The 20,282-nt window shown below is 58.3% G+C and carries 23 protein-coding genes; 10 read left to right on the forward strand and 13 right to left on the reverse strand.

Going from position 1 to position 20,282, the window contains the following annotated elements; all coding sequences use genetic code 11:
* Positions 1–8: 8 nt before the first annotated feature.
* Entirely contained in the window at positions 9–932 is a 924-nt protein-coding gene (locus AC1DIG_RS05360; RefSeq protein WP_477766441.1) for a LysR family transcriptional regulator, read from the reverse strand.
* 125 nt (positions 933–1,057) lie between these two features.
* On the opposite strand from AC1DIG_RS05360, the gene AC1DIG_RS05365 reads away from it, so the two are divergent.
* Positions 1,058–1,804, forward strand: a complete 747-nt coding sequence (locus tag AC1DIG_RS05365) for a 3-oxoacyl-ACP reductase family protein (RefSeq protein WP_477766442.1) — start codon at positions 1,058–1,060, stop codon at positions 1,802–1,804.
* A gap of 85 nt (positions 1,805–1,889) precedes the next feature.
* Here AC1DIG_RS05365 and AC1DIG_RS05370 read toward each other — a convergent pair whose 3' ends face one another.
* Positions 1,890–2,582 (reverse strand): HAD-IA family hydrolase, encoded by a 693-nt coding sequence (locus tag AC1DIG_RS05370; protein WP_477766443.1) that lies wholly within the window; start codon positions 2,580–2,582, stop codon positions 1,890–1,892.
* Positions 2,583–2,838: 256 nt separating this feature from the next.
* On the opposite strand from AC1DIG_RS05370, the gene AC1DIG_RS05375 reads away from it, so the two are divergent.
* Together AC1DIG_RS05375 and AC1DIG_RS05380 are read left to right on the forward strand one after the other, a co-directional pair.
* Positions 2,839–3,093: a type II toxin-antitoxin system RelE family toxin gene (locus AC1DIG_RS05375; protein ID WP_019689430.1), complete on the forward strand. Its 255-nt coding sequence runs from the start codon at positions 2,839–2,841 to the stop codon at positions 3,091–3,093.
* Positions 3,074–3,400 carry a helix-turn-helix domain-containing protein gene (locus AC1DIG_RS05380; protein WP_019689429.1) on the forward strand — a complete coding sequence of 109 codons (327 nt, stop codon included), beginning with the start codon at positions 3,074–3,076 and terminating at the stop codon, positions 3,398–3,400. Before AC1DIG_RS05375 ends, AC1DIG_RS05380 begins: the two co-directional genes overlap by 20 nt.
* Before the next feature lie 131 nt (positions 3,401–3,531).
* Here AC1DIG_RS05380 and AC1DIG_RS05385 read toward each other — a convergent pair whose 3' ends face one another.
* Positions 3,532–3,876 carry a hypothetical protein gene (locus AC1DIG_RS05385; protein ID WP_054593274.1) on the reverse strand — a complete coding sequence of 115 codons (345 nt, stop codon included), beginning with the start codon at positions 3,874–3,876 and terminating at the stop codon, positions 3,532–3,534.
* Between the two features lie 560 nt (positions 3,877–4,436).
* Between AC1DIG_RS05385 and AC1DIG_RS05390 the strand changes: the two genes are divergently transcribed.
* Entirely contained in the window at positions 4,437–4,826 is a 390-nt protein-coding gene (locus tag AC1DIG_RS05390; protein WP_477766444.1) for a hypothetical protein, read from the forward strand.
* Between the two features lie 19 nt (positions 4,827–4,845).
* Here the strand turns inward: AC1DIG_RS05390 and AC1DIG_RS05395 are convergent, their stop codons facing one another.
* Positions 4,846–5,832 carry a GlxA family transcriptional regulator gene (locus AC1DIG_RS05395; protein ID WP_477766445.1) on the reverse strand — a complete coding sequence of 329 codons (987 nt, stop codon included), beginning with the start codon at positions 5,830–5,832 and terminating at the stop codon, positions 4,846–4,848.
* Between the two features lie 109 nt (positions 5,833–5,941).
* On the opposite strand from AC1DIG_RS05395, the gene inhA reads away from it, so the two are divergent.
* Positions 5,942–6,628: an isonitrile hydratase gene (gene inhA / locus AC1DIG_RS05400; RefSeq protein WP_477766446.1), complete on the forward strand. Its 687-nt coding sequence runs from the start codon at positions 5,942–5,944 to the stop codon at positions 6,626–6,628.
* An 87-nt stretch (positions 6,629–6,715) separates the two neighbouring features.
* Here inhA and acpP read toward each other — a convergent pair whose 3' ends face one another.
* From acpP to AC1DIG_RS05425, 5 genes are all read right to left on the reverse strand, one after another.
* On the reverse strand, positions 6,716–6,967 hold the full coding sequence (gene acpP / locus AC1DIG_RS05405; RefSeq protein WP_477766447.1) for an acyl carrier protein: 252 nt from the start codon (positions 6,965–6,967) through the stop codon (positions 6,716–6,718).
* Between the two features lie 44 nt (positions 6,968–7,011).
* Positions 7,012–8,163: a beta-ketoacyl synthase DarB gene (darB, locus tag AC1DIG_RS05410; protein ID WP_477766448.1), complete on the reverse strand. Its 1,152-nt coding sequence runs from the start codon at positions 8,161–8,163 to the stop codon at positions 7,012–7,014.
* Positions 8,156–9,112: a dialkylrecorsinol condensing enzyme gene (locus AC1DIG_RS05415; protein ID WP_477766473.1), complete on the reverse strand. Its 957-nt coding sequence runs from the start codon at positions 9,110–9,112 to the stop codon at positions 8,156–8,158. The genes darB and AC1DIG_RS05415 overlap by 8 nt, the downstream gene beginning before the upstream one ends.
* A 1,051-nt stretch (positions 9,113–10,163) precedes the next feature.
* Positions 10,164–10,526 (reverse strand): ArsR/SmtB family transcription factor, encoded by a 363-nt coding sequence (locus AC1DIG_RS05420; RefSeq protein WP_477766449.1) that lies wholly within the window; start codon positions 10,524–10,526, stop codon positions 10,164–10,166.
* Positions 10,513–10,971: an SRPBCC family protein gene (locus tag AC1DIG_RS05425; protein ID WP_477766450.1), complete on the reverse strand. Its 459-nt coding sequence runs from the start codon at positions 10,969–10,971 to the stop codon at positions 10,513–10,515. The genes AC1DIG_RS05420 and AC1DIG_RS05425 overlap by 14 nt, the downstream gene beginning before the upstream one ends.
* Before the next feature lie 149 nt (positions 10,972–11,120).
* On the opposite strand from AC1DIG_RS05425, the gene AC1DIG_RS05430 reads away from it, so the two are divergent.
* The 3 genes from AC1DIG_RS05430 to AC1DIG_RS05440 all read left to right on the forward strand — a co-directional run bounded on the left by AC1DIG_RS05430 (position 11,121) and on the right by AC1DIG_RS05440 (position 12,937).
* The gene (locus AC1DIG_RS05430; RefSeq protein WP_477766451.1) at positions 11,121–12,041 is read left to right on the forward strand and encodes an ADP-ribosylglycohydrolase family protein; all 921 of its coding nucleotides are present in this window, start codon (positions 11,121–11,123) and stop codon (positions 12,039–12,041) included.
* A 24-nt stretch (positions 12,042–12,065) separates the two neighbouring features.
* Positions 12,066–12,455 (forward strand): GFA family protein, encoded by a 390-nt coding sequence (locus AC1DIG_RS05435; RefSeq protein ID WP_477766452.1) that lies wholly within the window; start codon positions 12,066–12,068, stop codon positions 12,453–12,455.
* An 80-nt stretch (positions 12,456–12,535) separates the two neighbouring features.
* Positions 12,536–12,937 carry a lysozyme inhibitor LprI family protein gene (locus AC1DIG_RS05440; RefSeq protein ID WP_477766453.1) on the forward strand — a complete coding sequence of 134 codons (402 nt, stop codon included), beginning with the start codon at positions 12,536–12,538 and terminating at the stop codon, positions 12,935–12,937.
* A 138-nt stretch (positions 12,938–13,075) separates the two neighbouring features.
* On the opposite strand, the gene peaD is transcribed toward AC1DIG_RS05440, so the two are convergent.
* From peaD to peaA, 4 genes are all read right to left on the reverse strand, one after another.
* The gene (peaD, locus tag AC1DIG_RS05445) at positions 13,076–14,194 is read right to left on the reverse strand and encodes a quinohemoprotein amine dehydrogenase subunit beta (protein ID WP_477766454.1); all 1,119 of its coding nucleotides are present in this window, start codon (positions 14,192–14,194) and stop codon (positions 13,076–13,078) included.
* 23 nt (positions 14,195–14,217) lie between these two features.
* Entirely contained in the window at positions 14,218–14,541 is a 324-nt protein-coding gene (qhpC, locus tag AC1DIG_RS05450) for a quinohemoprotein amine dehydrogenase subunit gamma (RefSeq protein WP_054596428.1), read from the reverse strand.
* Position 14,542: 1 nt separating this feature from the next.
* Positions 14,543–15,973 (reverse strand): quinohemoprotein amine dehydrogenase maturation protein, encoded by a 1,431-nt coding sequence (peaB, locus tag AC1DIG_RS05455; RefSeq protein ID WP_477766455.1) that lies wholly within the window; start codon positions 15,971–15,973, stop codon positions 14,543–14,545.
* Between the two features lie 93 nt (positions 15,974–16,066).
* Positions 16,067–17,647, reverse strand: a complete 1,581-nt coding sequence (gene peaA / locus AC1DIG_RS05460) for a quinohemoprotein amine dehydrogenase subunit alpha (RefSeq protein WP_477766456.1) — start codon at positions 17,645–17,647, stop codon at positions 16,067–16,069.
* A gap of 313 nt (positions 17,648–17,960) precedes the next feature.
* Between peaA and AC1DIG_RS05465 the strand changes: the two genes are divergently transcribed.
* Positions 17,961–18,623 (forward strand): HAD family hydrolase, encoded by a 663-nt coding sequence (locus tag AC1DIG_RS05465; protein WP_477766457.1) that lies wholly within the window; start codon positions 17,961–17,963, stop codon positions 18,621–18,623.
* Between the two features lie 155 nt (positions 18,624–18,778).
* Positions 18,779–20,269: an aldehyde dehydrogenase family protein gene (locus AC1DIG_RS05470; RefSeq protein ID WP_477766458.1), complete on the forward strand. Its 1,491-nt coding sequence runs from the start codon at positions 18,779–18,781 to the stop codon at positions 20,267–20,269.
* Positions 20,270–20,282 lie beyond the last annotated feature (13 nt).

Raw genomic sequence — 20,282 nt, forward strand, 5'->3', positions numbered from 1 at the left:
AGGCCTGCTCAAACAGCACTGAACCGCTGGGTCAATTGCTGTTCGGCGAACTGCTCGATGATGAAATCAACGAATGCTCGCGTCTTGCCGGGCAGCAGTTTGTGTTCGGCATAGTAGATCGAGATGTTGCCGTCATCGACGTACCAGTCCGGTAGCACGCGCTGCAAGGTTCCGGCATTCAGATAGCCGACGGCAAACGGCATGCTCACCAGCGCAATCCCCAAGCCTTGTACCGCAGTGGCGCAAGCGGCTTCGGAGTCACTCATGGTCATCCGTGCCTTGAGGCTCAGCGGGCTGTGTTCCTGACGACGACTGGTCAGTTGCCAGGAGCGCACGCGGCCGGTCTGCGGTGAACGAATCAGAATCCCGTCGCAGTCGCTTAAATCATCCGGCTCACGAATCGCCTCGCGCTGCGCCAGATAATCCCTGGATGCCACCAACACCCGGTGAGCCGGAGTGAGCTTGCGCGCCACTACCCCTGGCGGGAGTTCAAAACCGCCACCAATTGCCGCGTCGAAGCCTTGGCCGATCAGATCGACCTGGCGGTTATCGAAATGCCAATCCGGGTTGATCGCCGGAAAACGCCGCAGAAACTCACCCAGCAGCGGCACGATATACAGCCGCCCAAACACCGTGCCCATGCTGACTTTCAGCGTTCCGGCCGGACGGCCTTCGGCGCTGGCCAAATTGGCCACCGCATTTTGAATGGTGTGCAGACTGGCACTGACTTCACCTAGAAACAGCTGACCGGCTTCGGTCAATGTCAGGCTGCGTGTGCTGCGCTGAAACAGTCGAACGCCCAGGCGCGCCTCAAGCTTGGCGACACTTTTGCCCACCGCCGCCGGGGTCAGGCTCAGGCGCCGCGCGGCTTCCGCAAAGCTGCCGACCTCGGCACTGCGGACGAAGCATTCGATACTGCTGAAGGTTTCCATGGTCGCCACTATAAACTTTTGGTTTACACAGACTATAGCAATTACCGCCTACACAGTGGGTAATCCAATATTGATACTAGGCTCCATCAACCGAGACATCTCGCCTCGGGACTTTGGAGATCGACATGACCACTCAAAACCTCAGCGGTAAAGTAGCTCTGATCCAGGGCGGCTCCCGCGGCATCGGCGCCGCCATCGTCAAACGCCTGGCCGCCGAAGGCGCAGCGGTTGCCTTCACTTACGTCAGCTCCGCTGCCAAGGCTGAAGAGTTGCAGAACAGCATCACCGCTACCGGCGGCAAAGCCTTGGCCATCAAGGCCGACAGCGCTGACGCAGTAGCCATTCGCAATGCAGTCAGCAGCACCGTCGAAACCTTTGGTCGCCTCGATATTCTGGTCAACAACGCAGGCGTGCTGGCCGTCGCCCCACTGGAAGATTTCAAACTCGAAGACTTCGACCAAACACTGGCGATCAACGTACGCAGTGTGTTCATCGCGACTCAAGAAGCCGCCAGACACATGACTGCAGGCGGTCGCATCATCAACATCGGCAGCACCAATGCCGACCGCATGCCCTTCGCCGGTGGTGGCCCTTATGCCATGAGCAAGGCGGCGCTGGTCGGCCTGACCAAAGGCCTGTCCCGCGACCTGGGCCCACGCGGCATTACCATCAATAACGTGCAGCCTGGCCCGGTCGATACCGACATGAACCCGGCCCACGGTGATTTCGCCGAGAGCCTGATCCCGCTGATGGCTGTTGGTCGTTATGGCACCGCCTCCGAGATCGCCAGTTTCGTTGCTTATCTGGTCGGCCCGGAAGCCGGTTACATCACCGGCGCCAGCCTGAGCATCGACGGTGGTTTTGGCGCCTGACTCAGCGTTTTTTGCAGCGTAAAAACAAAACGCCGGGCAACCCTTGATCAGGTTGCCCGGCGTTTTGTCGTTCAGCGTATGCCCGTTACACCCGTTCGAGTGCCGGCAAACCGTAGACGTGCGGTTGGAACGCTTTCAACGTACGAAGAATGCTGTCGGCATGCGCGTACTTTTCGTCAGCCATGGCCGCATCCGGCACCGCAATCGCGGTCATCCCCGCGGCTTTTGCCGCAGTGACGCCAAACGGCGAGTCTTCAAACACCAGGCAATCACGCGGTGCCACACCCAAACGTCGTGCCGCGGTGAGGAAAATATCCGGCGCTGGCTTGGCCGCACCGACTTCAGGGTCATCAGCAGTCACGATGGTGTCGAACAACGCAAACCAATCGCCATGCAAGGTGGTTTTCTGCCCGAAGGACTGACTCGAAGAGCTGGTACCCACGGCAATCGGAATATTGTTCGCCTTCAAATGCTGAACCAGCTCCTGCGCCCCCGGCATCGCCAGCGCACGCGGAAAACGTTCACGCATCAACGGCTCGCGGATCAGCAGAAACTCTTCGGCGCTGATCGGCAGGTCCAGCGCCTCGACGACATAACGCGCCAGATCGCCAGCACCGCGGCCGATGATGTTCTGCTTGATATGCCAGTCGAAGGTTCGGCCGTAGCGTTCAGCGATGATTTGCGTGACCTCGGTGTAGATACCCTCGGTATCGAGCAGCAAACCATCCATATCGAAAATCACGGCCTTGATCGGGCCGAAGTCGAGCGGTGCATTCATCGCATCTGATCCGTTATCAACACAACATTCCGGGAAGCGGCTCAGGTACGGCCAGTGCCTTGATCGACCGAAAAAGGATCGATTAAAGGGCTCAGCAGCATAACGAGCGCAGTTCACATGCGGCAACTGTTTGCCGCCCCTCCCCCCTCAGATCACAGCCTAGGGTGTGTAGTGAGCGCAAGGAAAGCGCCACACGGTTACTTATATAAATATAAGAAAATCATTGCATAACTTATGGAAGGCTTATTAAGATCTCATGAACGAAATCTACTGGACCCGCAAAGCCGTAAAGCAACTGCTCAGGGTACACACGGAGCACCGGGCGCAAATCCGCGATGCCGTAACGCAGCTGGAGCGCATGCCCGACGCAATCAACGTCAAGGCGCTGGCCCTGCACAATTGCGGATATCGCCTGAGAGTCGGTAGCTACCGGGTTCTGTTTGACTGGGACGGCTCGGTCCAGGTAGTCAGCATTCAAGAGGTCAAAAAACGTGACGAACGCACCTACTGACATACAAATCATCAACGGCCCGGACGGTGAGCCGGCCTTTGTGGTCATCCCCTACCAGCAATATGTCGCTCAACACGGCGGCACCGAGCTAATTCCTCATCAGGTGGTCAGTCGTATCGTCGATGGCGCCACCCCAATCCGCGCTTGGCGCGAACACTTGAACCTGACGCAGGAAGAAGTGGCAAAGCGGATGGGGATTTCACAACCTGCGTTCGCCCAGCAGGAAGCGGTGAACAAACCGCGCCGCGCCACTCGGGAAAAGATCGCCATGGCGTTCGGGATCAGGGCTGATCAGCTGGAGTTGTGAAGTCCGGGCCATTGCAGGCTCTGGATTCAGGCAACGCACTGGCATGGGGTGCCAGGGGTCGAGTAACCCAAAACGAAAAAGCCCGGCAATTAGCCGGGCTTTTTCAAATCGTATCGCTGGAATCAGTGCGCTTACTTGCCCATGAGCGCGCCACCGGCTGCGCCACCAAGGCCAGCACCAATGGCGGAACCGGTCTTGCCGCCCAGCGAGTTGCCGATGACCGAACCACCTGCTGCACCTACACCACCGCCGATTGCTGCTTTAGCGCGATGGCCCTTTTTCGCGCCGGCAGCACTGCCTGCAGCGCCTGCAACACCTGCACCGATCGCCGCGCCGGTGCTGCCACCAAGCTTCTGACCAACCACATTACCCAGCGCACCACCCAGGCCGCCGCCGAGCGCTGCGCTGCCATCACCGGCCATTGCGCCTTGAGCGACCAGAAGACCCAGAACCAGAGCAGGCAAAGTTAAACGCATGACATGAACCTCAAAAAGGGTACTGATTAGTAAAAAACCGGATGCTTAAAAAGGCCGTCGATTCAGTCAAAGAACCGGCCCAACCCTCATGAGCTCGAGGGTTGGACAGTTTATACGCAAAGAGTTTTATCGCAGGCAAAAAAAATCGCCGACATGCTTGGGTTGGCGTTCATACGCCTGACATTGAACGGCCGACCAAACCCGGCCGCTGAATTGGCAGCGACCCAGCCCCGCCCTCATCGCAACCCCCAAAAAAACGTTGGAAATATCCACTTCTGCACCGCTTTTTGCAGGAACCAAACCTCTAAGCCATCACTCGGTCCGTAGCAGCTGGCGAAGCCTGCGTTCGACTGCTACGCAGCCGAACGCAGGCTTCGCCAGCTGCTACGGAAGGTGTCAGGGCTTACAACCGTTAAACAACAGTGCATTCACACCCATTGTCGGATGCCATCCCGCACTCTGAAATATGCGGTTGCATGCCAGCCATCCGCCTCATAACATCGCCCCCTCAACGGGTACAGCGGAGCTGTTCAACAAAAACCCGCATTCAAGGAACCAGAATGAGCCATCGCATCCATTGCAGCATCCAAGCTCCTCCCCGCTCGGGCCTGACCCGGGATCAACTCTGGGAAGCCGAAGACAAAGGCCTGATCAAATGCTGGGAAATCGGCCGCGAACGTGCGGTTAAATTCCCCGATCTTGCAAAACGCTGCCTGGCCGGCGAACTCCCGGTACTCGGCTGGAAAGGTGGCGTCAGCCGCAGCCTGAAGAAACGCGACAAGTTCGGCTCTCTCAAATACCTCGCCCAATGGCAAGGCCTGCGCGGTGAAGACCTGGACATCGACCTGACTCAAGAACGGTCGATAACCTGCTCCCGCACCAGAATGGTCGTGACCTTCACCCCCGACCGCTCGAAATACTTCAACCAGCCGTCGGAAATGGAAGCCTAGGAGCAACGGGCAGGCTGACTCAACCCTCCTCGACAACGCTCTCCCGCGAAAACCGTTCGCGATACGCCTGCGGGGTCACGCCCATGGCCCGCAGGAAACTGCGGCGCAGGGTTTCTTCGCTGCCGAACCCGCACTGCACGGCGATCCGTTTGATCGGCACTCCGGTGTCACTCAGCAATCGTCGTGCGGTTTCGACGCGGATCAGTTCGATCGCCCGCGCCGGAGTCTGGCCGGTGTCGGCGCGGTAGTGGCGGACGAAGCTGCGTTCGCTCATGCCCGCTTGCAGCGCCAGCGCCGGGATGCCGAGGTCCAGGGAGAGGTTTTCGGCGATCCAGGCGTGCAACTCATCAAAGCGGTTGCCGTGCTGTTGCAGGTCCAGCGTCACGCTGAACTGCGACTGGCCGCCCGGGCGTTTGAGGAACACCACCAGTTGCCGGGCGACTTCCAGGGCGATCCCGCGCCCCAGATCCGCTTCCACCAGCGCCAGTGCCAGGTCGATGCCGGCCGTGACTCCGGCCGAGGTCCAGATCGGGCCGTCGTTGATAAAAATCGGGTTGGGTTCGACCCGCAGTTTCGGGTGCTTTTGCGCCAGCTGATCGCAGCGGGTCCAGTGGGTGACCACTCGACGACCGTCGAGCCAACCGCTGGCGGCCAACAAAAATGCGCCCGTGCAGACGGACGCCACGCGCCGGGAAACCGCAGCCTGTTGACGCACCCAGTCCACCAGCACCGCATCTTCGGCCGCCGCGTATACACCCCAGCCGCCCGCGATGATCAGCGTGTCGGAAGGTCCGCCCGGCAACGGTTCAGCCAGCAGCGCCAACCCGGCCGAGGACATCACCGCCCCGCCGCCATCGGCAATGACCGTCGGCGCATAGGGCGGTGGCAATCCTCGCTGCGCGACCATGTCATTGGCCGAGGCAAACACCTGCAACGGCCCGGTGACATCCAGCAATTGCACATTGGCGAAAGCCAGAACGTGAATGGTTTTCGGTGAGTTCGGCATGATTGGCGTAATTCGAGGGCTGATTGGCGTATTCGCCAAATCCTACGAGCCTACAGTTAAACCGTCCACCTGAATCGGGTGAGAACACGCAGACCAAGGAGATAGCGTCATGACGTTGCAGATCGGTTTTCTGTTGTTTCCACAGGTGCAGCAACTGGACCTGACCGGACCTTACGATGTGCTGGCCTCGCTGCCGGACGTGAAGGTGCATTTGATCTGGAAGGACCTGGTCCCTGTGACGGCAAGCACCGGTCTGGTCCTGAAGCCGACCACCACGTTCGATGACTGCCCTGACCTGGATGTGATTTGCATCCCCGGAGGCAGCGGCGTCGGGCCGTTGATGGAAGATCCACAAACCCTGGCGTTCATTCGCAAACACGCCGCCCAGGCACGCTACGTGACGTCGGTGTGCACCGGCGCGTTAGTGCTCGGCGCGGCAGGATTGCTCAAGGGGAAACGTGCGACGACCCACTGGGCCTACCATGAACTACTGAGTCGATTGGGCGCTATTCCGGTTCGGGATCGGGTGGTACGCGACGGCAATCTGCTGACCGGTGGCGGGATCACGGCGGGTATCGATTTTGCCCTGACCCTGGCCGCTGAATTGTATGATAAAGACACTGCACAATTGGTGCAGTTGCAACTCGAATACGCGCCCGCGCCGCCCTTCAACTCGGGCAGCCCCGATACCGCGCCGCGTGAGGTTCTGGAAGAAGCCAATCGCCGCTCCGCGCCATCACTGAAGCTTCGTACCGAGATAACCCAGCGTGCGGCAGCGCGTCTGGATCGAGTATGAATAACAGCCTGAATTGAAGAAAGAGGTGAACCGCAGTCTCTTATCTGGCCAGCTAACCAGACGTCGGTCACCTCCTCTTCTTGCCGCTTAAGCCATGGCTTCGCTTTCACACGCCTGGCGGATGTAATCGATGCTCAGTTGAACGCTTTGCAACCCATCTGCCTGGTCATCCGGGATCGTGATATCGAACTCGTTTTCCAGCGCCAGTACCAGTTCGACCCTGGCCAGCGAGTCCGCTTCCAGGTCCTCACCAAAAGTGCTCGAGTTCTGAACGCGCGCTTCGTCGACGCCCAATTCCCTGGCCACCACTTTTTTTACCCGTTGTTCGATCGTATCCATATCCATTCCCTGGTGTGTTGCATCAATTGATCCGTTGGTTTGATTTACATCACTGTCAGGTGCATGAAACCACCTGAAAACCGCCCGCTTTCCGGGACGAAACACAAAATTTTCTGACCTTTGCTCAGGCGCCCGGACTCGATCAGCTCATGAACCATGATGTAGATCGATGCCGCTCCGGTGTTGCCCCGCTCTGCCAGATTGGTGAACCAGCGTTCCTGAGGAATCGCCAGTTCGTTGTCTTCCAGGCATTGCGCAATCGGTTTGCGGAAATACTCCGAAGACATGTGTGGCAAGAACCAGTCAATGGCCTCCGGGGAGAGGTTGCGCTTGACCATCACTTGGCGCAGCGGCTTGCCAAGGGTGTAATTCACCACGTTTTCATTCAACAGGCGCACGTCCTGCTTGATTGCGAATGTCGAGCGTTCGCCCCACTGCGCCGGGCTCAGCTGTTTCCAGCCGGTCAGTTCATCGCCGTCGGTCTTTTCCGCGCCGGCGTACATGCAGGTCGGGAGCTGATCGGCGTAGGAGAAGATGTCGACCCAGTCGATTCGCAGCGACGTGCCGCTTGCCCGTGGCTTGTTCTCGATGAGGAATGCACCGGCACCGTCCGACAGCATCCAGCGCAGGAAGTCTTTCTCGAAGGCGATCTCTGGCCGCGCCGCCAACTGGGCGACCAACGCTTCGTTTTCACTGTCGAAATTGCGCGCATGCAGTACCGGCGAAAGAACCTCGGAAGCGGTCGCAACCGCATTGTTAGTGGAGCCCGAGAGTACTGACAGGTATGCGTATTTCAAAGCAGTCAAACCCGCCAGACAGATACCCGCGGTGGACACCACTTCACAGGGTTTGTTACCCAATACACCGTGCACCATGACGCCATGGTTGGGCATGAGTTGGTCGGGCAAGGTGGTGCCGGTCGACAAGCACTCGATGTTATCCAGCGCAAAGTCATCACCCACCAGGCCTTTGACCGCCAAGGCGGTGATGTCGGCATTGGTAAACTTCGCAATTCCGGTTTCCCGGTCAAGTACGTAGTAACGCTGTTTAATACCATTATTGCGCAGCACCACTTGCCGCGACCTGGAAGGACGCCCGCCCACATAACCGAGGATGCTTTCCATAGTATCGTTATCCACTGCCTCACCCGGCATGAACGTGGACGTCTTAGTGATATAGGCAAACGAATCATTCATAGCGCTTCACTCTTTCAGTTTTAAGGTTTAGTTGCGAGCCGGACGGCTGTTCATAATAGTGTTTCAGTTGATCCAGACGCGCCCGGATAAAGGGACTAAGCAAACGACGTAACACCAGTGAAATCGGTAAAACAGTCATGATGACGAGCATCAAGTAGACAATGAACACCCCCAACAACAACGTTCTTAGCCAACGCCCGTATTGACCGTACCGGCAGATAAGTCCTGACCAGAACCTGAACCCCCGATAAGCCGCGCGTTCACTGAGAATAAGTCCAGGATTGACAACAGCAGCCCCCAAGTCTTTAAGCATGGGTGCATCCTGTGCTTCCTGATCGTTATAAAGTGCATTGCGTAATGCCACGCCAAAACGCGAAGCCCCTTGAATATCAGCATCGCTGACCCCGGCTCTGGGCAACCCGAAGAAGGACTCACGCCGCCCGGTAAACATCCAGCGCGGGGTGGTAATCAGCGTTGCAAAAGTATTGGCGCGGTCCGTAAACACTACGTTGTCACGCAGGTGCCCCCCCGCCTCCAGCAGCAGGCCCTTGACCGCTTCCTGGGCCATCAACCACATGTTCCGACAGGCGATGACCGTCACCACCGGGCGCCCCGCCAGCACTCGCTTGCCCTCGGCACTTTTCAGAAATGCCGTTATCAGTGGCGATGGCGACAGGTACCACACCTGATAAGCCAGAATGACCAGGTCGAAAGGTTCTTCACCCTCAAGACCCAAGGGTTCTATAGCCGGTGGTGCAAGTTGGACTGTTTCGGGAAACACATCGAAGAAGGTAGTTACCGGCCAGGGAAATGGATAATCCGTGGCCGGCTTTAATATAACTTCCCGAAGACTGACTTCCTGATCATCGCGCAGCGGTGCAATGAGACTTTCAATCACTGAAGTCAACTGCCCGCTTTGGGAATAACGCACCACCAACACTCTTTTCATAAGCCCACTGACCTTCCTGATCCAAACCCTGAGCGCATCGAAAATACCGCCACATTTATCAAGCAATGTGACAGTTATGTTTTTATACACAGCCAACTAAAAACCTGAAGACAGGCACACTGCATTCCATGACTGCCAGAGTGAACCTGTCATGAACGTAAAACTGAAATACCCACACGAGAAATAGCGCGCTGATTGCGCACTTCATTATTTGACTTTTATAACCCGGCACACGCCCACTCGGCATCGCGAATTCTTCCGACCCTTTGCGGGCACGGAATAAATAAGGAGTGGTGTTAGAGTCGGAGTTGCCCCCGCCTTGTGATGACAGACTCTACCCGGAACAGAAGCGATGTAAACCTACCTGATTTGGTAGGCTAATACCTGTATTCGCGGCTGGCGATTCATGTTCCTATTACCGGTTTTTTCTGGATTTACGCCGCTAGTTCAATGACTCAGACCGCGCGTGACATCCTGGTCCTGGCTCATCGACCGGACTTGAAGCGCTGCCTCAAAGCGCCGAGTACGGCGATGTTCTGATACGGGCTTTTACAACGCCCATAAAAAAACCCGCCGAAGCGGGTTTTCAAGACCATGACGACATCCTGTCGCTGCATTCCTTGCAAATGGTCGGTCATCCATGACCCTGAGCGCGTCCTGCACTGCAGTTGATGGAGTCAGATTAGGCCTGAAACCAAAGGCGCGAAAGACGACATACCATCGACCGTGCGTAAGCCATTCGCTATGCATATGGTCAAGCCACAAACGGCCATTTCCCGCAGGCAAAAAAAAACCCGCCGAAGCGGGTTTTCAAGACCATGACGACATCCTGTCGCTGCGATCCTTGCAAATGGTCGATCATCCATGACCCTGAGCGCGTCCTGCGCTTCAGTTGATGGGTGTAGATTACGCTTCGGATCCAATCTGAAACAGGAGACATAGCTACTACTTCGTGTAAGACATTCGCCATTGCGGCACTTCCGAAAACCCTTAGACACCTCAGGTTTCAAGCGCCTGAGTTGCGAATTTCGTGTCAGATACGGCTCGCAATTCATTGTTCGACAAAGGTTTTCAGATTCACCAACGCGTGGTCCCACTGCTGGCTGATCACTTCCAGCGAACGGCGGGCCTCGTCCAGTTGCGTCGGCTCGAAGACCCAGCGGCGCTCACGCCCCCGCTTGGTGTCACGCACCAGGCCGGCGTCAGCCAACACCCGCAGGTGTTTGGTCACAGCCTGGCGACTGATGTCGGTGCCAGCAGTCAGTTGTGCGATCGACATTGCCCCGCCACCGCACAACACGTCGAGCAGCCGCAGCCGGGTTTCGTCGCCAAGTGCGGCGAAAGTCAGCGCCGAGCGGCCCAGCGCAGAAGTGGCCGACGGCGTATCCAGCGTTAAGGCATCAGGGGGTGGCAAGGTACGTCTCGATGTTGGTCATTTGGTCATCCCAGCCGCGACTGTTCATGCGGAAGGCTTTCAGACGGCGTTCTGCCGGAATGTTATCGAAACCGGACTCGACGACCTTCAGCAACGTGCCGCCGTCCATGTCTTCAAGCTCGAATAGCACCAGGGTGGTGGGTTCCGACGAATAGTCCATGTCCGGTTCCACCGCGTACGGATGCCAGCGAAACGCAAACACCCGCTCGGGCTCGACCCGCGCCACCTGCACGTCCCAGACCAGATGTTCATAGCCCGGATAAGTGATTTGCCCCTGGGTTCGCTCACCGGCAACAAAGCGTTTGCCGTCGAGCGCGACACCAAACCACTTGCCAAAGGACTCGGCATTGGCCAGGGCCCGCCAGACGGTGGAGCGTGGAGCCTTGAGCAGGATCTTTCTTTCGATGCGATCTGATGAGTGCATAGGTCACCTCCTTTGATGAACACTAGGCCCGGATGGCTGAATGCGCAACTTTTTGGTTGCATAAAACATTCGGACAGGCTTTACCTTTCTGTCATGACGCCTGGAAATGCTAACGTCACCAGTGAACTAGCCCAAGACAAGGATGCTTCATGTTGCCTACCCTTTCGGAGCGTTATCGCGGCTGCCTGCTGGGGCTGGCTTGCGGCGACGCAGTCGGTACAAGCGTAGAGTTCAAACCGCGCGGGTCGTTCCCGGCGCTCACCGACATGGTGGGTGGCGGCCCGTTCAATCTGAAGCCGGGTCAGTGGACCGATGACACGTCGATGGCGCTGTGCCTGGCCGAAAGTCTGCTCACAAAAAATGGTTTTGACGCCATCGACCAGATGGGGCGTTATCTCAATTGGTGGCAATGGGGTTACCTGAGTTCGACTGGCGACTGCTTTGATATTGGCATGACCGTGCGCCAAGCTCTGACTCATTATCAGGAAACCGGCAATCCATTCGCCGGATCGACTGATCCCTTCAGCGCAGGTAACGGTTCGCTGATGCGATTGGCGCCAGTGGTGCTTTTCTATTTCCCCGCCATTGATCAGATCAAAGCGTTTTCCAGCAGCAGCTCCAAAACCACTCACGCGGCCCCGGAAGCCATCGAATGCTGCCAGTTGTTCGCTGAATTGATTTGCGGAGCATTGCAGGGCGCGTCGAAATCAGACTTGCGACACCTGGGCCACGCACACTATTCAGAACCCAAAGTCGCCGCGATTGCCGGTGGCAACTATCTCGCCAAATCAAAATCCGGGATCGTTGGTACAGGTTACTGCGTTGCCTCGTTAGAGGCGGCGCTGTGGTGTTTTCATCACACCGACAGCTTCGAAGACGCCATTCTCCAAGCCGCCAACCTGGGTGATGATGCTGACACTACCGCCGCTATTGTCGGGCAGTTGGCCGGAGCGTTTTACGGTGTTCAAGCAATCCCCGGGAGCTGGCTTGCGAAGCTGTATATGTGCGATGAAATCAGGGTGATAGCTGACGCATTACTGCAGGTATCACTCACCCGACTTAATGACTGAATACACGGACACAAGGAGTGCCCAATGCTCACTCTCCACGGCAGTTGCCTGTGCAAGACCATCGCCTATGAACTCGACAGCCTCGACATGCCGATCAGCCACTGCCATTGCCACACCTGTCGCAAGGCCCACGCGGCGGCATTCGCATCAACGGCCGGGGTCATGCGCGAGCATTTTCGTTGGGTCAAAGGTTTGGATAAGTTGTCATCTTTTGAGTCCTCACCCGGCAAGCTGCGGCACTTCTGCTCGCAGTGCGGCTCGCACCTGGTGGCCGAACGTTTGGCTCAGCCGCATGTAATTGTGCGGGTGGCGACCCTTGATGATGATCCGCAAATGACGCCGCAGGCACACATCTGGACCTCTCACGATGTGCCTTGGCTGGCTTATGAAGGAATGACCGAGTCTGCCGAGTAATCACCGCTGCAGGTTGCACAAGTGCGGCGACTGCACTTCAATCAGCCGTTCAACTCCTCGAAGACCCACGCGAGCTTTCCATGCCCCCACGCTTTTTACTGGCACTTGCGCCGCTGCTGCTGGCGCCCTTCGCCCACGCCGACGACTGCGCTAACGCCGCCGACCAACGCACGATGAGCGAGTGTGCCGCCAAGGATTACAAGAAGGCCGACACCCAACTCAACGCCCTCTACAAGCAGATCAATGAACGTTTGAAGGACAGCGTCGAGAGCAAAAAACTGCTGGTCGGTGCACAGCGTGCCTGGGTGGCGTTCCGCGATGCCGAGTGCGAGTTTTCGGCGTCCGGGGTGGCTGGCGGCAGCGTTTACCCGATGATCTACAGCAACTGCATGGCCGGGTTGACGCTAAAACGTGTCGAGGCCTTCAAGACTTACCTCGAGTGCCAGGAAGGTGACCTGAGTTGCCCGGTTCCCGGAGCTTGATGCTCGAGCGTCTGTAAGGGCCTCTTCACGAGCAAGCTCGCTCCCACACTGGTTCCGGGTGTACACAAAATGTGTGTATGACCGAAATCCCATGTGGGAGCGAGCTTGCTCGCGATAGCGTCCGCGCGGACGCCGCCGTTATCGGATAAACACCTGCGCCGTGGTGATCGCCATGTCGCCGCCCGGCATTTTGATGCTGCCGATCTGTTTCAGGCTGTCGGCATCAAAGATCGCCACGTCGTTGAAGGTCCCGGCCAGATAAATCTTGCTACCGTCCTTGTTGAAGGAAATGCAGTAGTAGGAGTGATCCAGGTTTGTCGCCTGAAGCAACTTCTTCTGTTTGATGTCGTACTTGGCCAGACGATTGAGCACGCCAAACATCAGGTTCGGGTCTTTCGGCGAGCGCATGCCACTGAAGTAGATCTCGGTCAGCGGACCGAAATCGGTGGTTTCGGTCTTGCCGGTTTTCAGGTCGACGCTGAACAACCCATAGAGGTTTTCGGCAGTGGCCGGGTCCTGTTTCTTGTCCTTGAATTTCGCTGTCGTGTAGAGCAGCGAAAAGTCATGTCGATACGTCTGCTGGTTCCACACGTAGAGCACGTCCGGTGCGCTGTAGTTCGGACGTTTCCAGTGGCGACTAGGGATCAGCACGTCGAACTTGCCGGTCTTCACGTTGACCTTGTAGATGTCCGCACCCGCTACATACAGCGTGCCGTCATCACCGCTTTGCATGATGGTCAGCTGGCGCGGTGCCGGGAAGCTGCGAACCGGCTTGGCGCTCATGCCGGCATCGGTGGCATAGACATCCAGCCGTGGCGACTGCACTTCATAGTGGTCATTGAGCATCAAGGTCGGGTTGGCGACGGTGTACAGCTCCTTGCCGTCGTGGCTGAGGGTAAACGCGAACATCGAACGCGCCTTCTCCCCGGGTTGCTGGGTGATGCTGGCGTGGAACACCTGCTTGCAGCTGTCGAGTTCGACACCGTAAATGTCCGCGTAATGGTTGTTCAGCACGTAGGCGGTCTTGCGGTCTGGCGACAACTGAATAGTGCCAGGGCCAAAGGCGTCCGGCAGTTTGCAGGTCTTGTACAGGCTATCGGTTTTAAGGTCGATGACGTTCAGGTTGTTCGGGTAATTGGTGGTCAGCATGTACTCGTGACCACTTTGAAGCACAGTGTTTTCATCGGCCAGAACGCTGAGTGAACAGGCACTCAGGATGGCGGAAGCGGCCAGGCCGCAGGCTTTGATAAGGCGCATGCAGGAATCCTTCTTCTGTCCGATTATTTATCTTTAGGAAACACGGTGCCCAAATTGCGCCAGCTCTCGTTGGAGGCTTGGGCGTCCTTGTTCCAGTCCGGGTAGGTGCTCATCATGTCCGGCACCTGAGCCGGCCACCAGCAAGGGTCGGAACAGCCATAAAGGTCAGCTTCCATCGGCTGGCACAGCGACGACACACCGCCAAAGGCGTCGATTTCCCAACCCGGGTCGGTGGTCGAGGCACATCCCGCGACGGAACTCATGGCCACCACTTCTTCGATACGGTTTTCGGCCGCAGCCTGATCGAGCTTCTGCGCTTTGTTATTGATTGCCTTGAGATGTTTCATATCAGTGAGCCTTGCGCGGAGTGATGTAACTGCTGATAAACGCAGGGTTGTGAGCCATGATCCGGGTGTAGACCTCGATACCGAAATCGACCCAGTCACGCATCAGTTCGCAGTAGTGATAGGTCGGATGAGTCGGGTCGCCATAACGGGCGTAGCTCTCGTGGTAGCAACCGCCGGAACACAGGTTGCGGATCTGGCAGTCTTCGCAGCCGGTGTTGGTCCGGTCCAGGCGCTGGGACAAAAAATCGTTCAATTCGACCTGTTTCACGCCGCTGTGAACGTTGCCGAAGGTCGGCAATGACGAGCCGGTGAAACGGTGGCAGAGATTGAGTTCACCCTTGTGATCCACCGCCAGCATCTTCAGCCCGGCGCCACACGGCAGGGCTTTCTTGTGGCCCTCGTGGATGTCGGTGATCAGCTGGTGCAGGTTGGAGAAACCGATGTTGCGATGCTCCAGCGCCGCTTCCAGATAACGCCGGCCGAGTTTCTTCATATTGGCGAAGACTTCGATCAGTTCGTCGCTCGACAGGTTGAAGCTGCTGATGTCACCCGAGGTCACCGGGGCAAAACCGACTTCGGCAAAACCCAGTTCGTTGAACAGGTGGTCCCAGATGGTTTCGACGTCAGTGACGCCAGTGGTCAGGGTCACGCGCGCACCGACCGGGCGGCTGTTGTAGCGCGACAGCAGCATCTCGGCCTTGCGCCGAACCACGTCATAGGTGCCCTGCCCGCCCACGGTGATGCGGTTGCGGTCATGTACGGTTTTCGGTCCGTCGATGCTCACCGACAAACCAAAACGATGGGCATTCAGGTAGTCGACCGTTTCCTCGGTGAGCAGCGTGGCGTTGGTGGTCATGACGAACTCGACGAACTTGCCGGCATCGCGAAAACGCTTTTCACAATAGTCGACCATGTACTCGATCAGCTTGCGATTGCTCAACGGCTCGCCACCGAAAAACACCACGGTGAAACGCTCTTCGTCAGGGGATTCGCGCAGCAGCATTTCCACTGACGCGACGGCGGTGTCGACGTCCATCTTCTTGCCGGCCGACGGCTTGTCGAGGTCTTCCTTGTAGCAATAGGTGCAGCTCAGGTTGCAGCCGGTATTGACGTTGAGCACCACGGTGTTGATCGCCGTGCGTTCGACCCGTTTGGCGCCGATGTCCGGGGTCAGCGGCGAACCGTCGCTGACCAGTTCCAGGGAGATCAACTCGCGCAGGGTTTCGGTGATTTCTTCACCGTTGAAGCGTGCCGCCAAGCGCTGGATCAAGTCCTCCGAGGAACAGCCAGGACCGCGCAAGGTATCGATGATAGTACCGGTCAGCTCATCGCTGGCGAACAGCGAACTGCTGGGGATATGGAACAGCATGCGGTCGGCATCGACATGCACTTCGTGCAGATTGCGCTCGACCAGATTCAAAATGGCGCCCATTACAACCTCCTGTGCAAACCCCGTTTGGCGTGGCCTGCAGTCATTCCTGAAAAGTGTCTGAAACCGTTACGTCAGCCAGCTCACGTTTTCAAATCAGGGAATGGGTGGGTTGTTCCAGCGTTGCACGGTGACGATCATGTGGCCCTCGCCGGTCAGGGATTTCCCTGCGTCGTCGACGGCGGCGATCACCTTGAGGTTGCCGGCGTTGTTGGTGGACATCTTGCGCGCCGGGTTCGGCCCGGCATCGCCCGGGGTGAACACGCCGCTGTCGGCCTGCATGGTACCGGCGAACTTGACGTCCTGGTCTTCCTTGGCACGGTCGTCAAAGGCTTCGACCTTCCATTGCGCCGGGAACACACCGATGCGATACGGCTTGCCATCGGCACCTTTGCCCCAGGCTTCGGCGTCAAAACGGCCCTGGACTTTCGGCGTCGAGCCGCCGCCCTCACCGATCCGCGCCACCGAGAATTCCGGCACCACCTTGACCTCGGCAATCTGGCTGTAGACCGCCAGCGTCGCGCCTTTCAAGTTGCCAATCGTGACCTCGCGCGCACCTGGCTTGGCATCGGCGGCGGCTTTGAGCCTGACCTTGATGCGCTCTGGACTTTGCTCCAGCACTTGCGCCACTTGCACGCCGCTGCCGAAGTTCGGCGTACCTTGCAGGCCGCTACCGATCAGGGTGACTTCAGTTTCGCTGCCGGCCTTCAGGTAACCCGGCTGCACCGCCAGCAAACGGCTGGAGCCTTGTTTGGCGGCGATAAAGTCGAGACCGCGTTCATCGTGCTCGGCTTCGAACATCCGGCCTTGCAGCTCAGTGCCCTTGGCCGCAAACACCTGGCGCATGACCACGCCGTCGATGGTCACGTTGCCGCGCCATTCATACCCGCTGTAGAGGATTGCGCTGCCGTCGCCATTGAACGGGCTGCCATCGGCGTACTGGCCTTTGACCGTGACCTTGAACTGGTCGGCGCCCGAGGCGCTGACGCTCATCACGCCGGCCAGTTCACCCTTGCCCGGCAAGTGGCCGCTGAAGCTCCACTCCCCCTCCAGCGCTTCGGCTTTCGGTGCGGTTTTCTGCCAGCTTTTCCAGGCCGGGTTGTCCAGCGGATAGCGCTTGGCCAACAGCGGCACCATGTCTTTGCGGGCAATGTCGAACCAGTCACGGTCGCGGGCCAGCGCCTGATATTCCAGAGACGGCCATTGGCCGAGGTGGAAGTTCACCAGACGTTCCCACTCCTGGGCCGGTCGTCGTTGCAGGGCGATCCGCGCGCCGGAGTGGCAGCGGCCACACATCTGACTGGTCTGGTCGTCGAAATGCTCGACGGTGTTGAGTCGACGCTCCAGCGCATAGCGCACGCCATCGGTTTCGCTCGGTGCCAGGCCCTGGGTATCGGCGAGGTATTTGACCAAGGTGCGACGGTCCTCATCACTGATCTGCAAACCATGCATGGTCTGCATCCGGGCGATGCTCATCAGCCAGCCTTCGGGCGTTTTGCGCTGGTGGCTGATTCGGCTCAAGGCATTGCCGGCTTCAGGGGTATGACAGCCCTGACAGGTTTCCTTGAGAATGCTTTGGGCTTCACGCGCAGCCATGCTTTGCGGAGCATGCAGGGCGGCACACGCGGCAAGCGCCAGCAGACTGGCGCTCATGCCTGATCGGAGTTTTCTCTTCATCAACGTCGAACCTCGCACGGTGCTTTCTTATTTTTTGAATGATCGTTTTCAGGGTCTCTGCCGTCGGCGAGCCGGTCACTGACGGAGGCAGGAGAAACGTCTGCGAAGGAGCAATACACGGAGCGTGCCAGCTTATTGATAGTCTTTAAAATCAAATATTTATAGAGAAATAATGGATTTTCATCACCACTGAAAAAGGTCAGCGGCGTCTAATATCGCGACAACTGTTGCACTCTGAGACGAGCATAGATGACGCCCTGCGTATACGATGGCCAGCTATCCGCTTAACCGCTTCAGCTACGGGAACTGCGCCATGCTCAATGCTTTGCTCTTCGACCTCGACGGCACCCTGACCGACACCGATGCGCTCCATCTGCTGGCGCTGCAACAGCTATTGCTGGAGGAGGATGGCCGGGTCTTCAGCAAAGCCGAGTTCGAAGCCCACGTCAGCGGTCAAGCCAACGCCAACATGTGCCGCTACCTGTTCCCGGACCGCTCGGTGGCCGAGCGCGAAGCGTTTGCCGAACGCAAGGAAGTGCGCTTCCGTGAACTGTCGCCACAACTGACACCGATTGCCGGGCTGGTGCGGTTACTGGATTTCGCCAAGGCTCAAGACATCGGCATCGCCGTGGTGACCAACGCGCCACGGGCCAACGCCGATCACATGCTGCAAGCACTGGGCCTGCGTGAGCGTTTCGAACATATCGTGGTCGCCGAGGAACTGCCCCGCGCCAAACCCGATCCCCTGCCCTACCTCACCGGCCTCGAACGTTTGCACGCCAGCGCCGAGGTGACCCTGGCATTCGAAGACTCGATCCCCGGCCTGACGGCGGCAGTGAACGCCGGGATTTTCACCGTCGGCCTGGTGACCAGCCAACGCCGCGAGACGCTGCTGGCGGCGGGGGCGCATCTGGTGATCGAGGACTTTGATGATCCGCTGCTGTGGGCGGTGATCGACCGTATGTTGAGCCGTTAACGGCTATAGCTGTCTCAACAGCGTCTCAGTTTGCGACAGCGCCGCGCTCTCCTGTCAGCTGCTTTTGGCACTGAACCCCGCTAAATAGAGCCCTTCGACAAACTGGCACAACCGTTGCGAAAGACCTCGTCACACGAACAAGACGAGGTCATACCATGCCACTCCCTTATCTGCTTCCTGCCGTTTCGGCGTTCATCCAGCGCGCCCCGCGCATGCTGATCGGCGCCGAGTGGGTCGAGGCCGCCGACGGCCAGACCATGCCCTTGCACAACCCGGCAACCGGCGAAGTGCTGTGCGTTGTCCCGAAGGCTACGCCGGACGATGTTGATCGCGCCGTGCTCGCCGCACGTCATGCGTTCGATGATTCGGCCTGGACCCGCACCCGACCTAGGGAGCGGCAAAACCTGCTGTGGAAACTCGCGGACCTGATGGAACGCGACGCTGAACTGCTCGCGCAACTGGAATGCCTGAACAACGGCAAAAGCGCGGCCGTGGCGCAGGTCATGGACGTGCAGTTGTCGATCGACTTCCTGCGCTACATGGCCGGTTGGGCGACCAAGATCGAAGGCTCCAGCGTCGAAGTCTCGCTGCCATTGATGCCCGATGATCAGTTCCACAGTTTTATCCGCCGTGAAGCGGTGGGTGTGGTCGGCGCCATCGTCGCCTGGAATTTCCCGCTGCTGCTGGCCTGCTGGAAGCTCGGCCCGGCCCTGGCGACCGGGTGCACCGTGGTGCTGAAACCGGCGGATGAAACGCCACTGACTGCGTTGAAACTCGCCGAGCTGGTGCTGGAGGCCGGCTACCCGAGCGGAGTATTCAACGTGGTCACCGGCACCGGCATCACCGCAGGTTCGGCGCTGACCCACAACCCGTTAGTGGACAAACTGACCTTCACCGGCTCCACCGCCGTCGGCAAGCAGATCGGCAAGATTGCCATGGACTCCATGACCCGGGTCACCCTGGAACTGGGCGGTAAATCGCCGACCATCGTCATGGCCGACGCCGACCTAAGCAGTGCCGCTGCCGGGGCGGCCAGCGCGATCTTCTTCAACCAGGGCCAGGTTTGCTGCGCAGGTTCGCGGCTCTATGTGCAGCGCAAACATTTCGACAATGTGGTGGCCGACATTGCCTGCATCGCCAACGCGATGAAGCTCGGCAATGGCCTGGACCCGAGCATTGACATGGGCCCGCTGATCTCGGCGCGCCAGCAAGAGCGGGTGTACAACTACATTGAAATGGGCCGTGAAAGCGGCGCGACCATTGCCTGTGGCGGTGAGCAATTCGGCCCCGGGTTCTTCGTCAAACCGACGGTGATTGTCGACGTCGATCAAAAGCATTCGCTGGTTCAGGAAGAGATCTTCGGCCCGGTGCTGGTGGCGATTCCGTTCGATGACGAAGCCGATGCATTGCGCATGGCCAATGACAGTCCGTATGGCTTGGGGGCGAGTATCTGGTCCAACGACCTGGCGGCCGTGCACCGGATGATTCCACGGATCAAGTCCGGCTCGGTCTGGGTCAACTGCCACAGCGCCCTCGACCCGGCGTTGCCGTTTGGTGGCTACAAGATGTCCGGCGTGGGCCGGGAGATGGGGTATGCGGCGATCGAGCATTACACCGAGTTGAAGTCGGTGTTGATCAAGCTGTGATTACTGGCGTTCT

Source organism: Pseudomonas sp. 05N431, from assembly GCF_056397005.1.

What these genes read in the sequence shown, in the direction of transcription:
- AC1DIG_RS05360 (WP_477766441.1), bottom strand. Translation starts at nt 932, where the DNA reads ATGGAAACCTTCAGCAGTATCGAATGCTTCGTCCGCAGTGCCGAGGTC.
- AC1DIG_RS05365 (WP_477766442.1), top strand. Translation starts at nt 1,058, where the DNA reads ATGACCACTCAAAACCTCAGCGGTAAAGTAGCTCTGATCCAGGGCGGC.
- AC1DIG_RS05370 (WP_477766443.1), bottom strand. Translation starts at nt 2,582, where the DNA reads ATGAATGCACCGCTCGACTTCGGCCCGATCAAGGCCGTGATTTTCGAT.
- AC1DIG_RS05375 (WP_019689430.1), top strand. Translation starts at nt 2,839, where the DNA reads ATGAACGAAATCTACTGGACCCGCAAAGCCGTAAAGCAACTGCTCAGG.
- AC1DIG_RS05385 (WP_054593274.1), bottom strand. Translation starts at nt 3,876, where the DNA reads ATGCGTTTAACTTTGCCTGCTCTGGTTCTGGGTCTTCTGGTCGCTCAA.
- AC1DIG_RS05390 (WP_477766444.1), top strand. Translation starts at nt 4,437, where the DNA reads ATGAGCCATCGCATCCATTGCAGCATCCAAGCTCCTCCCCGCTCGGGC.
- AC1DIG_RS05395 (WP_477766445.1), bottom strand. Translation starts at nt 5,832, where the DNA reads ATGCCGAACTCACCGAAAACCATTCACGTTCTGGCTTTCGCCAATGTG.
- inhA (WP_477766446.1), top strand. Translation starts at nt 5,942, where the DNA reads ATGACGTTGCAGATCGGTTTTCTGTTGTTTCCACAGGTGCAGCAACTG.
- acpP (WP_477766447.1), bottom strand. Translation starts at nt 6,967, where the DNA reads ATGGATACGATCGAACAACGGGTAAAAAAAGTGGTGGCCAGGGAATTG.
- darB (WP_477766448.1), bottom strand. Translation starts at nt 8,163, where the DNA reads ATGAATGATTCGTTTGCCTATATCACTAAGACGTCCACGTTCATGCCG.
- AC1DIG_RS05415 (WP_477766473.1), bottom strand. Translation starts at nt 9,112, where the DNA reads ATGAAAAGAGTGTTGGTGGTGCGTTATTCCCAAAGCGGGCAGTTGACT.
- AC1DIG_RS05425 (WP_477766450.1), bottom strand. Translation starts at nt 10,971, where the DNA reads ATGCACTCATCAGATCGCATCGAAAGAAAGATCCTGCTCAAGGCTCCA.
- AC1DIG_RS05430 (WP_477766451.1), top strand. Translation starts at nt 11,121, where the DNA reads ATGTTGCCTACCCTTTCGGAGCGTTATCGCGGCTGCCTGCTGGGGCTG.
- AC1DIG_RS05435 (WP_477766452.1), top strand. Translation starts at nt 12,066, where the DNA reads ATGCTCACTCTCCACGGCAGTTGCCTGTGCAAGACCATCGCCTATGAA.
- AC1DIG_RS05440 (WP_477766453.1), top strand. Translation starts at nt 12,536, where the DNA reads ATGCCCCCACGCTTTTTACTGGCACTTGCGCCGCTGCTGCTGGCGCCC.
- peaD (WP_477766454.1), bottom strand. Translation starts at nt 14,194, where the DNA reads ATGCGCCTTATCAAAGCCTGCGGCCTGGCCGCTTCCGCCATCCTGAGT.
- qhpC (WP_054596428.1), bottom strand. Translation starts at nt 14,541, where the DNA reads ATGAAACATCTCAAGGCAATCAATAACAAAGCGCAGAAGCTCGATCAG.
- peaB (WP_477766455.1), bottom strand. Translation starts at nt 15,973, where the DNA reads ATGGGCGCCATTTTGAATCTGGTCGAGCGCAATCTGCACGAAGTGCAT.
- peaA (WP_477766456.1), bottom strand. Translation starts at nt 17,647, where the DNA reads ATGAAGAGAAAACTCCGATCAGGCATGAGCGCCAGTCTGCTGGCGCTT.
- AC1DIG_RS05465 (WP_477766457.1), top strand. Translation starts at nt 17,961, where the DNA reads ATGCTCAATGCTTTGCTCTTCGACCTCGACGGCACCCTGACCGACACC.
- AC1DIG_RS05470 (WP_477766458.1), top strand. Translation starts at nt 18,779, where the DNA reads ATGCCACTCCCTTATCTGCTTCCTGCCGTTTCGGCGTTCATCCAGCGC.